We start from the raw sequence: 12,696 nt of genomic DNA, 5'->3' as shown, positions 1-12,696 counted from the left end.
GGGAGCGCGGCCGGCCGACGTGAACGGCCCTCACCGACCGGGGGGCGGACGCCGCGGACGCGAGACGTGAACCGGGCGGGCACCCCCCGTATCGGGTCATCTCGGCGACTCTGCTGTAATCATCTCGGCCTCGTACGCAGAGCGAGCATCCGGCTCCGGTGTGTTCGTCAATTGTCACATTCATGCAACGCAGCCGCCCCTTGACCCCCGCACGGGCGCCGGGAAGCATCGATGAAGCGGCGTCCCGGGCCGTGGGGAGATACCCGGACCAGCCAAGGAGGACCATGTCGGTCAGCCCCGCCTCGTCGCGCGCCGGATGGCATACGTCCCAACCCGCGGTTCCCGGTCGACCCCCCGGCGGCCAGCGCCGTCCGGCGAACAGCCCCGCGCCGGTCCTCACGGTGACCCTGTCCATCCCGCTGTCCTGCGAGGAGTCGCTGACCCCGCCGGCCCGCCGGCTGCTGGAGGCCGCGCGGGAGCTGATCGAACGCGGCGAGGGCACGGTCTCCGGCGTCCCCGCCCCGGCCGGTCGGGTCGACGTCCCGGCCGGCCGCACCGCGCCCCGGCCGCTGGCCCCCACCATCCCCAGCCTGCACATCCTCGCCTCGTCCCGGTCGGTGCTGCGCGACGGCGAGCCGCTGCCCCTGACCCGGCTCGAGTTCGACCTGCTGCTGCACCTGGTCGCGCATCCCCGCCGGGTCTTCACCCGGCTGCAACTGCTCAACGCCGTGTGGGGCTACGAGCACGCCGGCGTACGCACCGTCGACGTGCACGTCCGGCGGCTGCGCGGCAAGGTCGGCGTCGACGTGCCGCTGGTCACCACCGTCTACGGGGTCGGCTACCGCCTCGCCGACGACGCCCGGGTCACCGTCGACCGCAGCGGCTGACCGGCGCGGGGGCAGGATGGGCGGGTGCGCATCCGACCCATCTCGCCCGAACGCCTCGTCACCGAGCTGACCGACCGGCTGGCCGAGCGGGCCGCCCACGCCGACGCCGCCACGCCCCCCGGCCGGCTGCGGGTGGGCGTCGACGGGCCGGCCGCCGCGGCGCCCGACGAACTGGCCGCCGCCCTGGTCGACCCGTTGCGCGAGCGGGGCCGCCCCGTGCTGCACGTCCGCGCCGCGGACTTCCTGCGCCCCGCCTCGGTACGCCTCGAACTGGGCCGCACGAACCCCGACGCGTACTACGAGGGCTGGCTCGACGAGGCCGGGCTCCGCCGCGAGGTGCTCGACCCCGCCGGGCCGGGCGGCTCCGGCCGGCTGCTGCCCTCCCTGTGGGACGCGACCGCCGACCGCGCCAGCCGGGCCGCGTACGTGCCGCTGCCGCCCGGCGGGGTGGTGCTGGTCAGCGGCCCGCTGCTGCTGGGCGGCGGCCTGCCCTTCGACCTCACCGTCCACCTGGAGCTCTCACCGGCCGCGCTGCGCCGCCGTACCGACCCCGGGGACTCGTGGACGTTGCCGGCCTTCGAGCGGTACGCCACGGAGGTCGCGCCCGCGTCGTTCGCCGACATCGTGGTCCGGTTCGACGACCCCCGGCACCCCGCGGTCGTGGAATCACCGGCGTCCGGCTGAGGACCGGAAATCCCCGGTTTGATCGTCTGATCCCGCGGGTATTCGCCCGGCTCACAGAGCACGGGTGACCGCCCGTGCACCCGACGCGACCGTGACCGGGGCCATCGCGCACCGGGCCCCCGGTTGTCCCGAGGCCAGGAAAGGCAGGCAGCCATGCTCGTCCACGACACGGTAGGCACGAGCCGCTCGCAGGCGGAGATCGACCAGATCCGGCAGTCCCTCCAGGCGCGCTACGACGAGCTGTCCGCCGAGTACGAGCAGGCGGTGCTGCAGAGCCAGGTGCTGCGGCTCGTGGAGGTCGGCGACACCGCCGGCGACGACCAGGCCGACAGCGGCACCAAGACCGCCGAGCGGGACACCGCGCAGTCGCTGCTGCGCACGATCCTCGACCGCCGGGCCCAGTACGAGCACGCGCTCACCCGCCTCGACGAGGGCACCTACGGCTACTGCGAGGGCTGCTCGTCGCCCATCCCCGTGGAGCGGCTGGAGATCTTCCCGTCGGCGACCACCTGCGTGTCCTGCAAGCAGACCCGCGAGCGCCGGGCGGCCTGACGTACGGTTGCCGGTCGGTCCGGAACGCGGTGGACTCCACTCATGGGTGACATCCTGGTGGGCACCGCGTCCTGGACCGACCGGACACTGCTGGATTCCGGGTGGTATCCGCAGACCGCCGACACCCCGGAGAAACGGCTCGCGTACTACGCGCGGCAGTTCCCGCTGGTGGAGGTCGACGCCACCTACTACTCCCCGCCGGCCGAACGCACGGCCCGGCTGTGGGCGGACCGCACCCCGGCCCGCTTCACCTTCAACGTCAAGGCGTTCAGCCTCCTCACCGGGCACCCGACCCGGGTCAGCGCCCTCTACAAGGACCTGCGCCCGCAGACGGACAAGCGCACCGTCTACCCCGGCGACCTGGCCCCCCAGGCGTACGAGGAGGTGTGGACCCGGTTCCTCTCCGCTCTCGACCCGCTCGTCGAGGCGGGCAAGCTCGGCGCGCTGCTGTTCCAGTTCCCGCCCTGGTTCACCATCAAGCGGGACAACAAGCAGTACCTGCTGGAGGTCGCGAAGCGCTGCGCACCGCTGCGCCCGGTGTACGAGTTCCGGCACGCGTCCTGGTTCGACGGGGCCAACCGGGACGAGACGCTCGCGTTCCTGCGCACGCACGAGCTGCCGTACGTCTGCGTGGACATGCCGCAGGGCCACCGCTCGTCGGTGCCGCCGGTGCTGGCGGCCACCGCGGACCTCGCGGTGGTGCGTTTCCACGGGCACAGCGACAAATGGACGAGCAAGGACATCCACGAGAAGTTCGGCTACCGCTACTCCGACCGGGAGTTGCGGGACTGGGCGCCGCGGCTGCGCGAGCTGGCCGGCGAGGCGCGGGAGACGCACGTGCTCATGAACAACTGCTACCGCGACTACGCCCAGACCAACGCGGCCACTCTCGCGTCGCTGCTCGACGCCGACTGACCGGACGTCACCCGGACGGGGTGAGGCGGGCTCACCCGGCACCGACGCAGTGTGGAGGGTGCGTGCGGTGGCCGCGGTCGACGCCGCCGGCGCACCACGAGGAGGTGACCGGGAATGACCGCTCGGGTGGTGGCGGATCCCCGCAGGGGTGCCGTCCTGCACGTGGTGGGCGCGTCCGGGGACGTACGGCAGGGCCCGCGGGCCGGCCGGCGGAGCCCGGTGCGGACGCGACCCGGCCCGGCAGGGCCGCCGCGACGGGACGACGACCGACGCTGGGAGACCGACGAACGGGGGTGGGGAGATGTCTGAGCAGTTCATTTCGGCGATCGAGTCCTCGATCGACAAGACCAACGTGATCCTGAAGGACATCGAGAACGCCTACGGCTGGCCAAAGGAACAGCGCAACCAGTCGTACGCGGCGTTGCGTACCGTGCTGCACCTGCTGCGCGACCGGATGCCGGTGCAGGAGAGCGTCGAGTTCGCCCAGCAGCTGCCGATCGTGGTGCGGGGCGTCTACTTCGACGGGTGGCAGCCGCAGGACGTGCCGGTCAAGCTGAACCGGGACGACTTCCTCTACGAGGTCCGGCAGGGCTTCCCGTACGACGTGGAGGGCGGCACCGAGCGGGTCGTGCAGGTGGTGCTGGACACGCTGCGCCGGCACATCACCCAGGGCCAGTGGGACGACGTCAAGGACACCATGCCCCGCGACCTGGCCCGGATCATGCCGTGAGGTGACGCCGGCCCGCCCCGCCCGGGGCGGGCCCGGGCTCACCCGCCCGGCACACGGCTCACGGCCAGCCCGTGGCGGCGGGCGAGGCCCGCGAAGGCCACCGCGTCCACGATGGCCGCGCCGCCCGGGTCGTTGTTGAAGTAGACGTACGCCGGCACGTCCCCGAACGCGCCGGCGAGCCGCCGTACCCACGAGCCGAGCGCCGCGCGGCCGTACCGCGGGTGCGGCCGTGCCCGCCCCTCGTGCAGGCGCAGGTAGCCGAAGTCGGTGGTCCGCCACAGCGGCGCGACCGGCCGGCCCCGCCGGTCGGCCCAGACCAGCGCGGCCCGGCGCCGCTCCAGCACCGCGCGCGTGGTGGCCGTCCACCAGGACGGGTGGCGCGGTTCGACCGCCACCCGCACGTCGGCGGGGAACAGCCGCAACGTGGCGTCGAGCGCGGGCGGATCCGCGGGCAGGTTCGGTGGAAGCTGGATCAGCACCGGGCCGAGCCGGTCACCGAGCGCCGTGGCCCGGTCCAGGAACCGGGCCACCGGTTCGGCCGGATCGCGCAACCGTTTGATGTGCGTGAGGTAGCGGCTCATCTTCACCGCCACGCAGAAGTCGCCCGGGGTCCGGGCCCGCCACGCGGCGAACGTGTCCCGCTCGGGCAGCCGGTAGAACGCGTTGTTCACCTCCACGGTGGCGAACCGCTCCGCGAAGTGCTCCAGCCACAGCCGCTGCGGCAGGCCGGTGGGGTAGAACGGACCGCGCCAGTCCCGGTACTGCCATCCCGAGGTGCCGACCAGCATCATCCGGCGGTCACCACAGGTCGAAGTGGAACACCTCGAACGCGGCGCCGTGGCGCACCCCGAGCCGGTCGCCGGCCGGCCGCGCCAGCCCCTCCAGGAACTCCGCGGCGTCGAAGCCGCCGTCGCCCAACCCGGTCAGGTATGCCTCGTGCGCCCGCAGCGAGGCCACCCCCCGGTCGAAGGTCGCCGTCACGTCGACCCCGTGCGCCGCGCGGGGCGACGCGGCCGCCCACACCTGGCGTACGCCGGCCCACCGCTCGACGCCCCCGGTCAGCTGCTCGGGGAAGACCCACCGGTTGCCCGCGTCGCGCGCCGCGTCCAGAACGGCCCGTCCCGTGGCGATGTGGTCGGCCTGGTTGAGCGCGTACGCGCCGTCCCAGGTCTCGCGGAAGTTGTTGGTGATGACGATCTCGGGACGGTGCCGGCGCACCACCTCGGCGATCGCACGGCGCAGCGGCACCCCGTACTCCAGGATCCCGTCGGGCAGCCCGAGGAACTCGACGGTGTCGACGCCGACCACGGCCGCGGACGCCCGCTGCTCCTGCTCGCGGACCCGGCGGGCCTGCTCGGGCTCCATCCCGTCGATGCCGGCCTCGCCGCTGGTGACCAGGCAGTAGACCACCTGCTTGCCCTGCCCGGTCCACCGGGCGACCGCCGCCGCGGCACCGAACTCCAGGTCGTCGGGGTGGGCCACCACGGCGAGGGCACGCTGCCAGTCCTCCGTCACCGGTTCGAGCGCGGCTGGCGCGATCGGCTCACTCATCGGCACCTCCTGCGCACCCATCCTGCCACCGCCGTCGCGCCCGCGCCGCCCGCGGTGACCGCCCGAACCCCGGCGTTCGCCCGCGGCGGGCGCTCACCGCGAACCGCCCATACGCGGCCAGGCGGGCGTCTACGGTGAGGTTAGAAGATCGGGCGTGGGGTACCACCCGCTGCACGACGGTCCCCGGCGTACGGCGGGGCGGCACAAGGGAGCACCCATGGCACTCAACGACGACGACATGACCACCCGCGGCGCCGGCGGCGCCGAAGGTCCCGCGGACGGCGGCGCGACCCCGGGCCAGCGTGACGGGGGCGCGGACGGCAGCGCCGACCAGGGCGTCGAGCGCGGCATGGACCGTGGCGCGGACCAGGGCGCCGAGGGCCCGGCCGACGGCGGTGCGACCCCCGGCAAGCAGGACGGTGGCGCCGACGGCGGCGCCGAGGGGCCGGCCGACGGCGGTGCGACCCCGGGCAAGCAGGACGGTGGCGCCGACGGCCCCGCCTCCTGAGGGACGACCGTGACGCGCAACGACCCGCCGGGCGGCACCGACCGCCCGGCGGTCCCGTCCGAGACCGCGGCCGCGGCGCTGGCCCGGTGCGTGGCCGTCGAGCCGGCGAAGTTCGCCGCCGCCCACTGGGGGCAGACGCCGCTGTTGTCCCGCGCCGACGAGCTGCCCAACCCGGCCGGCTTCACCGACCTGTTCAGCCCGGCCGACGCCGACGAGCTGCTCAGCCGGCGCGGCCTGCGTACGCCGTTCCTGCGGATCGCCAAGGACGGCGATCTCGTGCCGTCCGGCCGCTGGACCGGCGGCGGCGGCGCGGGCGCCGAGATCACCGATCAGGTGCTCGACGAACGGGTGCTGGAGCAGTACGCGGGCGGCGCGACCCTGGTGCTGCAGGGGTTGCACCGCACCTGGCCCGCCCTCATCGACTTCGCCCGCGACCTGGGCCTCGCGCTGGGCCAGCCGTTGCAGGTCAACGCCTACCTCACCCCGGCGGGTAACCAGGGCTTCGCCACCCACTACGACACCCACGACGTGTTCGTGCTCCAGGTGGACGGTCGCAAGCACTGGCGGATCCACCCGCCGGTGCTGCCGGACCCGCTGGAACGCCAGCCGTGGGGCGGGCGCGCCGACGAGGTGGCCGCCACCGCGCAGGGGCCCGCCGCGCTCGACGTGGTCCTCGCTCCCGGTGACGCGCTGTACCTGCCGCGCGGGTGGCTGCACAGCGCGCAGGCGCAGGAGTCCAGCTCACTGCACCTGACCGTGGGCATCCGCGCGCTGACCCGGTACGCGCTCGTCGAGGAGCTGATGGCGCTGGCCGCCGAGGACCGGCGGCTGCGCTCCAGCCTCCCGTTCGGCACCGACGTCGCCGACCCGGACGCCGTCGAACCGGAACTCACCGAGACCGTCGAGGCGCTGCGTGACTGGCTGCTGCGCGTCGACCCCTCGGCGGTGGCCGCCCGGCTGCGGCAGCGGGCCTGGCCGGCCGCCCGGCCGGCGCCGATCCGCCCGCTCGCCCAGGCCGCCGCGCTCGCCGCCCTCGACGCCGACGCGCGGCTCAGCCCACGCGCCGGGCTGCGCTGGCAGCTCGTACCGGCGGGCGCCGACCGGGTGGCGTTGCGGTTGTTCGACCGCACCATCGACCTGCCCGCGTCCTGCGAGCCGGCCGTGCGGGCACTGCTCACCGGCACCGCCATCCGCGTCGGTGACCTGCCGGGCCTGCCCGACGACGCCGACCGGCTCGTCCTGGCCCGCCGGCTGCTGCGCGAGGCGGCGGTCGTCCCGGCCTGAGCCGCGGGCCCGGGGCGCCGTCCCGGCCTGAGCCGCCGGCTGCCGGCCGCTGGCCGCGGCCCCGGAGCGTCGGCCTGCGGTCAGCGGCCGACCACGAGCAGCAGCGCCGTGGTCACCAGGCCGGCGACCAGCACCACGGTGATCGGGCGTGGGCCGAGCACGGCGTGCCGCCGGTCGGCGAGCACCTTCGCCGGCACGAGCCCCATGAGCGGCCCGAACAGCGTCACCACGAGCGCCAGCACCGGCATCCCGACGGCCAGGTCGCCGCCGTAGCCGACGCCGGCCGCCCGGGCGCCCGCCCCCAGCGCGTACGCGACGACCGCGCCGGCCACGCCGCAGAGCGCGAGCAGTGGGTTCACCGAGCCGGGCAGCTCGCCCGGCTGCCGGGTCCGGTCCAGCAGCTCCTTCACCCGGGCCAGCAGCAGCACCGGATCGGCGTCGACGCCGGCCGTGGGCGCCGGCGGGCCGGCCAGCCGCCGGCCCCCGGCGCCGAGCCGGTCCCGCAGCTGCTGCCACAGGTGCGCCGCCTCCGCGTCCACCCGCTCCTGGAGCTCGCTCGCGGTGGCGAGTTCCGCCTCGGCGCGCCGCACCTGCGCCTCCGCGTCGGCCACGGCCCGGTCCGCGGCGGCGCACTGCCGCTCGTACCAGGTGCGAGCCTCCTCGCGCTGGGCGTGGACCCGTGCGGTCAGCTCGGCGAGCCGCCGTACCTGCGCCGCGTACGTCTCACTCGTGACCGGCTGGTTCATCGTGACGGTCCATAGGGGATGATCACCTGTCCGGTACGGTGCACGGCCCGGTCGAAGAAGAGCCCGCGCCACGGGCGGGGGTACCAGTCCGGGCCGCCGGTGCCCGGGTAGAGCGAGGAGCCCAGCTCGCCGCCGTGGGCGTCCAGTGCCACCCACGCCCCGATCTGGTCGGTGCGCGCCGCCGGCCCACCGAGGTCGGCCCGCATCCGCGCCACCCCCCGCCACCAGGCCAGCACGTGGGTACGCCGCTCCGGCCCGTCGTGCAGGATGTGGCGCAGCTGCTCCAACCCCGTACGCCGCCCGGCCCGCGCGGCGAGCGCGCCCGCGGCCGCGTCGACCGCGAAGAGCAGCAGGTAGTGCGGGTCACCCGCGCTCGCCAACCCCTCCGCCGTCTCGGCCATCAGCTCCGGCACGGTCTCCTCGTCGTACCAGGCCGCGTCGTCGGCGAGGTCCTCGTAGAGCGCGCGGGCGACCGGGTCGGCGTCCGGGTCGAGGCAGGCGATGGAGAACCGCGCGGCACCCGGCCGGTGCTGCCGGGCGAGCGAGCGGGCGGCCGCGTCGAGCACCGCGCACGCCTCGTCGACCCGGGTGCCGAGCACCGCCAGGTTCCGCCCGGGTGCCCGGGGCAGCCGCAGCGCGGCCGACCGGGCCTGCACGTCGATGATCTCGCCGAGCAGCGCGACCGGGCCCCGCGTGGCACCGTCGCCGGGAGACAGCGCGCGGAAGTCGGGCGCGTCGGCCAGCCGCGGAATGGCGTCACCGTCGAACAGCCGGGCGGGCGCGGCGTCCTGCGGCCGCATCCGCCACAGCCGGTGCTGCAACCCGCTCCAGGTCTCCCAGTCGCTGGCCGACGGGATCCGGGCCACCTGGTTGCCCTCGGGCAGTCCCGACTCGGCGTTGACCACGGCGTGCCAGCGGGGCAGCGACTGCGCGGCGTCGTTGCGCTCGGCCAGGATGCGCAGCGCCTTGGGCAGCGCGATGCGCAGGGTGAACTGGGCGACCAGGGCGGGCCGGCCCCACAGCGCCTCGATGCCGCGGACGTCCTGCGAGGCGAGCACCAGGTGGATGCCCTGCGAGCGGCCCCGCCGCGCGAGGTCCTCCAGCAGGTCGGCCGCCTCGCGGGCGACCACGTCCCGGCCGGCGAGCAGCATCTGGAACTCGTCGACGACCGCCACGATCCGCGGCCACCGCCCGGTCGGGTCCACCGCGCGCAGCTCGGCGAGCTTCGTGACCTCGTGTTTCTTGGCCGCGTCGGCCCGCCGGCGCAGCTCCTCGGCGAGGAACCGCAGCAGCGCGAGCCCGAACTCCCGGTCGGTGTTCACGTTGATCCCGACCAGTCGCATGTGCGGCAGCCAGCTCGGGTCCCGCCGGCCCTGCGCGAACCGGGCGAAGGACACCCCCTCCTTGAAGTCGAGCAGGTAGAACTCCAGCTCGGCGGGGGAGTAGCGGGCGGCCAGCGCGCCGATCCACGCGAAGATCAGATTGGTCTTGCCGGTGCCGGACGGCCCGCCGATCAGCGCGTGCGGCGGGTAGTCGCCCAGCGTGACGGTGACCGGTCGGCCGTGCGGGCCCTCGCCGATCGGCGCGGTCAGCCCGGTCGCCGAGTCCTCCCGCCACATCCGCTCCGGCGGCGGCAGGAGATCGGTGAACGGGGTCGGGGGCGGGCCCGCGTTGACCCGGGCCGCGAGGTCCCGGCAGGTCTCGGTGACCAGCGGCGCGGGCGGCGGCGGGTCGAGGCGTACGGGCAGGCCGGCGACCTGCGCTCCGTCCGGACCCGTCACCACCCGCACGACCGTCGGGTCGTCGGGCAGCGCCACCCCCCGGACCACGAGGTGCACCCCGCACGCCGCCCCGGTACGCACCACCCGGTCGAGTTGCCCGCGCTCGTGCCGGGACAGCTCGTCGCCGCCGAGCAGCACCGCCACCCGCCACGGTTCGGGCCGCCGGCCGGTCGCCCCGGCCAGTTCCCGCAGCGAGACGTGCTCCCCGGCCAGGACGGTCTCGTTGATCCGGCGGATCTGCTCCACCAGGTCGTCCAGCAGCCGACCCAGCCCACCCGGGCCCACGAAGGTGAGCAGACCCGCGGTGCCGAGCGGGGCGAACCCGGCCAGGCCGCCGCCCAGGTGCTCCGGGTCGTACCCGACGAGCCGGACGGCGCCCGGGTCGGCGCGGCCCAGGGCCCGCAGCAGCAGCGCGGAGACCACCGCGTCGCAGCCCTCACGGTCGTCGCCGGACAGCTCCACGTGCCCCGCGTCGAGCAGCGGCACCAGCGCCGGCACCGGCTCGGCGCCGGGGATGGCGAGCGTGCCGACGCGCAGCGCGCCGGGTGGCTCCCCGCGGCCGGCCGGTGTGCCGCGCCAACGGTCCCACTCCTGCCCGGCGGCGCCGGGCGCCTCCCGGCCCGCCGCGTCGGCGGCCCGCCGGGCCAGCTCGGCGATCCGTTCGGCGTGGCGGGCGTCGATCTCGGCGAGCCGCCGGTCCCGTTCCGCGCCCACGCGTTCCGGCACGGCCGCCGCGGCCCGGCGTATCCGGGCCAGCCGCTCCCGACCGGCGGCCAGGTCGGACTGGGCGGCGAACAGCCGGGTCCGGGTCGCGCCCAGCGCCTCGGCGAGCGTGTCGCGGACCCGGCCGACCAGCTGCGCGCGCCGGTCAGCCATCGTCGCCCCGGCGACCGTCCCGCCGCGGCGCGTCGTGCCACGGGCCCGGCCGCAGCGGCCGGACACCGGCGCCCGCGGGCGCGCGGTCGGCCGCGCCGCCCGGCGTCCGACCGGCCTCGGCCCGGCCCGCGCCGGCCGTGGCCGGCGTGGCGTGCCCTGCCTCGACCCGGCGCGCACCGGCTGTGCCCAGCGTGGCGCGTCCGGCCTCGGCCCGGCCTGCACCGGCTGTGCCCGGCGTGGCGTGTCCGGCCTCGACCCGGCCCGCACCGCCGGCCGTCGTCGCCGTCGGCCGGCCGGCCCCGCCGCCGGGTCGCCCGCCGCCCGCGGTCCGCCCGGCGCCAGGATCCGCTCGGTCGGCCCCGGCCCGGCCCGCCTCGCCGGCGCGCGTCCGGTCGCCCGCGTCCGCGCGTCCCGGATCGTGCCCGCGGCCCGCGTCCGCCGGCAGGTCCCGGCCCAACCGGGCCAGCAGCACCCCGGCCAGGACGCCGGCGGCCACCGCGGAGTCGGCCGCGTGCGGCTGCTCGCCGGAGCGCCGCGGCGGGGGCATCCGGCACACGCGGGTCAGCAGCGTCTCCAGCACGGGCGCCGGCAGGCCGGGCAGCAGGTCGCGGACGCGGCCGTCGAGCTGGCCGCGCAGCCGGCCCAGGTCGTCGGCGCGGGGCGGGTGCCCGAGCAGTTCGGTGGCGAGGTCACGCAGCAGCGGCGGGGCGATCGCCGCGAGCCCCAGCCCGACGTCGGCGTGTGCCCGGCGCAGCTCGGTGCGCAGCCGGTCCCGGTCACCGGCGCGGACGCCACCCACGACGCGGCGCAGCAACTCGGCGGAGTCACCGACCCGCTCGTCGGGCTCCTCGGCGCCCTCCGGGCCCCCGGTCAGCTCGGCCACCCGCACCGACCACCAGCGGCGCAGGCGCACCTGCTCGGGTGGCTCGGGCGCGACGGTCACCGGGGCCGCGGCGCGCGGCGCGTCGTGCCGCGGCGCGGGCTGCCGGGGCTGCGCCGGCGCGCCGCCGCCGTCGGCTCCCAGACCGATCCCGGCCAGGTACGCGGCGAGCTGCTCCTGCGCCAGCCGCAGCGCGTACCCGGCGGTCTCGGCGTGCTCGGTCGCGGCGGACAGCTCCGGCACCCCCATCGGGTTGGCCGACTCCTGGCGGACCCAGCGCAGCCGCTCGCTGGCCAGCCCGAACTTCTCCAGGGCCTGCGCCACGAGACCGACCGGCAGGTCCTCGGCGGCGGCGCGGACCTGCGCGCCGACATCCTCGACGATCGACATCGCCGGGCTCAGAGGGCCGAGACGTAGAGCTGCGCCTGCTCGACCGCGACCAGGGTGGCGGCGAGGCACTCCTCCAGCTCCTGGCTGGCCTGGGTCAGCGAGGCCTGGGCGGCCTCGACGGTCTCGTGCCCGCTGCCCTCCAGCGCGCCGGCCAGGGTCTGCTGCGCCTCGGCGAGCTTCTCACCGGCGGCCTGCACGGCGCTCTGGCCGTCGCCGATCTGTTGCAGTGCCACGTCGATGGCTGCCTTGAGCTCGGCGACGCTCGCCACGGGGGTTACCTCCTGGGGGCGGGGAGGCCTTCATTAGAGCCTATGCGTACGGCGGGGGATCATCCGCCCTGTCAGTGTTCCTGCCCCGGTGACCGCTTGTCACCCTGAAGCGCCGGGAGTCCGATTGGCGGGACTGCCGCCATCCGGAGCGCCACCGCCGGACGCGGGATCCGGCGCCGGAACGGCGTCGCGCAGCCAGCGCGGCCCATACACCTCGGCACCCCGCGCGGTGACGCGGTCGCGCAGCTCCCGATCAGCCGTGACCACCACCCGCCGGCGGCCCGGATCGGCGCCCACCAGCTCGACCACGGCGTCGTCGCCGGAGCCCCGGGCCGCGACCACCGCCACCCCCGGCACGCCCGGCACGTCCCGCGCCCGGCCCTCCACGACCAGCACCACCTCCACCGGCGGCGGCAGCTGCGGCAGGCCGGCGGCGGCCACGCCGGTCAGCGAGTCACGCAGCCGGGCGGTGGCCCCGGCCCGGTCGCGCCACCAGCCGTCGGGGCGCGACCCGACCACGTTGGCGGCATCCACGATCAGCAGCGGCGGCACGTCCATGGCCTCCAGCGTGCCACCCCCGGCGGCGGGGGTGCCCGGGCGGCGGCGTTTGTCGCGGCGAGCGTCGGGTAGCCCCTGCCGACCG

13 protein-coding genes and 1 pseudogene are annotated in these 12,696 nt (G+C 76.4%); 7 read left to right on the top strand and 7 right to left on the bottom strand.

Features of this window, described 5'->3' with window-relative positions; all coding sequences use genetic code 11:
• The first annotated feature begins 284 nt into the window (after positions 1-284).
• The 5 genes from D7193_RS28400 to D7193_RS28375 all read left to right on the top strand — a co-directional run bounded on the left by D7193_RS28400 (position 285) and on the right by D7193_RS28375 (position 3,768).
• A complete protein-coding gene (locus D7193_RS28400) occupies positions 285-887 on the top strand; it encodes a winged helix-turn-helix domain-containing protein (RefSeq protein ID WP_120782696.1) in 603 nt (200 codons plus the stop codon).
• Between the two features lie 24 nt (positions 888-911).
• A complete protein-coding gene (locus tag D7193_RS28395; RefSeq protein WP_120782695.1) occupies positions 912-1,571 on the top strand; it encodes a nucleoside/nucleotide kinase family protein in 660 nt (219 codons plus the stop codon).
• 153 nt (positions 1,572-1,724) lie between these two features.
• Positions 1,725-2,123 carry a TraR/DksA family transcriptional regulator gene (locus D7193_RS28390; RefSeq protein WP_120782694.1) on the top strand — a complete coding sequence of 133 codons (399 nt, stop codon included), beginning with the start codon at positions 1,725-1,727 and terminating at the stop codon, positions 2,121-2,123.
• A gap of 42 nt (positions 2,124-2,165) precedes the next feature.
• Positions 2,166-3,038, top strand: a complete 873-nt coding sequence (locus D7193_RS28385; RefSeq protein WP_120782693.1) for a DUF72 domain-containing protein — start codon at positions 2,166-2,168, stop codon at positions 3,036-3,038.
• Between the two features lie 301 nt (positions 3,039-3,339).
• A complete protein-coding gene (locus D7193_RS28375; RefSeq protein ID WP_120782691.1) occupies positions 3,340-3,768 on the top strand; it encodes a DUF2267 domain-containing protein in 429 nt (142 codons plus the stop codon).
• Between the two features lie 38 nt (positions 3,769-3,806).
• On the opposite strand, the gene D7193_RS28370 is transcribed toward D7193_RS28375, so the two are convergent.
• Positions 3,807-4,559, bottom strand: coding sequence for a DUF72 domain-containing protein (locus D7193_RS28370; RefSeq protein ID WP_120782690.1), 753 nt, complete (start codon positions 4,557-4,559; stop codon positions 3,807-3,809).
• A 7-nt stretch (positions 4,560-4,566) separates the two neighbouring features.
• The gene (locus D7193_RS28365; RefSeq protein ID WP_120782689.1) at positions 4,567-5,319 is read right to left on the bottom strand and encodes a PIG-L deacetylase family protein; all 753 of its coding nucleotides are present in this window, start codon (positions 5,317-5,319) and stop codon (positions 4,567-4,569) included.
• Between the two features lie 217 nt (positions 5,320-5,536).
• Here D7193_RS28365 and D7193_RS28360 point away from each other — a divergent pair, with 217 nt between their 5' ends.
• Together D7193_RS28360 and D7193_RS28355 are read left to right on the top strand one after the other, a co-directional pair.
• The gene (locus D7193_RS28360) at positions 5,537-5,827 is read left to right on the top strand and encodes a hypothetical protein (protein WP_120782688.1); all 291 of its coding nucleotides are present in this window, start codon (positions 5,537-5,539) and stop codon (positions 5,825-5,827) included.
• Between the two features lie 9 nt (positions 5,828-5,836).
• A complete protein-coding gene (locus D7193_RS28355; RefSeq protein WP_120782687.1) occupies positions 5,837-7,111 on the top strand; it encodes a cupin domain-containing protein in 1,275 nt (424 codons plus the stop codon).
• A gap of 80 nt (positions 7,112-7,191) precedes the next feature.
• Here D7193_RS28355 and D7193_RS28350 read toward each other — a convergent pair whose 3' ends face one another.
• The 5 genes and pseudogenes from D7193_RS28350 to D7193_RS28330 all read right to left on the bottom strand — a co-directional run.
• Entirely contained in the window at positions 7,192-7,857 is a 666-nt protein-coding gene (locus D7193_RS28350) for a hypothetical protein (protein WP_120782686.1), read from the bottom strand.
• Positions 7,854-10,514: an FtsK/SpoIIIE domain-containing protein gene (locus D7193_RS28345; protein ID WP_120782788.1), complete on the bottom strand. Its 2,661-nt coding sequence runs from the start codon at positions 10,512-10,514 to the stop codon at positions 7,854-7,856. Before D7193_RS28345 ends, D7193_RS28350 begins: the two co-directional genes overlap by 4 nt.
• The gene (locus D7193_RS28340; protein ID WP_241563562.1) at positions 10,507-11,784 is read right to left on the bottom strand and encodes a hypothetical protein; all 1,278 of its coding nucleotides are present in this window, start codon (positions 11,782-11,784) and stop codon (positions 10,507-10,509) included. The genes D7193_RS28345 and D7193_RS28340 overlap by 8 nt, the downstream gene beginning before the upstream one ends.
• 8 nt (positions 11,785-11,792) lie before the next feature.
• Complete coding sequence (locus D7193_RS28335; RefSeq protein ID WP_091589290.1) at positions 11,793-12,053, bottom strand: hypothetical protein; 261 nt, start codon at positions 12,051-12,053, stop codon at positions 11,793-11,795.
• A gap of 189 nt (positions 12,054-12,242) precedes the next feature.
• Positions 12,243-12,611, bottom strand: a pseudogene (locus tag D7193_RS28330) (hypothetical protein); the annotation flags it as partial.
• Positions 12,612-12,696: the final 85 nt, after the last annotated feature.

Origin of the sequence: Micromonospora costi (genome assembly GCF_003626655.1) — a bacterium.
In the GTDB taxonomy this organism is placed as follows: Bacteria; Actinomycetota; Actinomycetes; order Mycobacteriales; family Micromonosporaceae; genus Micromonospora; species Micromonospora costi.
The sequence above is the reverse complement of the archived record's forward strand: the minus strand, read 5'-3'. Positions and strand labels throughout refer to the sequence as shown.

Excerpts from the sequence above, each read along its gene's own strand:
- D7193_RS28400 (WP_120782696.1), top strand. The coding sequence starts at position 285 with ATGTCGGTCAGCCCCGCCTCGTCGCGCGCCGGATGGCATACGTCCCAA.
- D7193_RS28345 (WP_120782788.1), bottom strand. The coding sequence starts at position 10,514 with ATGGCTGACCGGCGCGCGCAGCTGGTCGGCCGGGTCCGCGACACGCTC.
- D7193_RS28350 (WP_120782686.1), bottom strand. The coding sequence starts at position 7,857 with ATGAACCAGCCGGTCACGAGTGAGACGTACGCGGCGCAGGTACGGCGG.
- D7193_RS28360 (WP_120782688.1), top strand. The coding sequence starts at position 5,537 with ATGGCACTCAACGACGACGACATGACCACCCGCGGCGCCGGCGGCGCC.
- D7193_RS28365 (WP_120782689.1), bottom strand. The coding sequence starts at position 5,319 with ATGAGTGAGCCGATCGCGCCAGCCGCGCTCGAACCGGTGACGGAGGAC.
- D7193_RS28370 (WP_120782690.1), bottom strand. The coding sequence starts at position 4,559 with ATGATGCTGGTCGGCACCTCGGGATGGCAGTACCGGGACTGGCGCGGT.
- D7193_RS28340 (WP_241563562.1), bottom strand. The coding sequence starts at position 11,784 with ATGTCGATCGTCGAGGATGTCGGCGCGCAGGTCCGCGCCGCCGCCGAG.
- D7193_RS28390 (WP_120782694.1), top strand. The coding sequence starts at position 1,725 with ATGCTCGTCCACGACACGGTAGGCACGAGCCGCTCGCAGGCGGAGATC.
- D7193_RS28385 (WP_120782693.1), top strand. The coding sequence starts at position 2,166 with ATGGGTGACATCCTGGTGGGCACCGCGTCCTGGACCGACCGGACACTG.
- D7193_RS28375 (WP_120782691.1), top strand. The coding sequence starts at position 3,340 with ATGTCTGAGCAGTTCATTTCGGCGATCGAGTCCTCGATCGACAAGACC.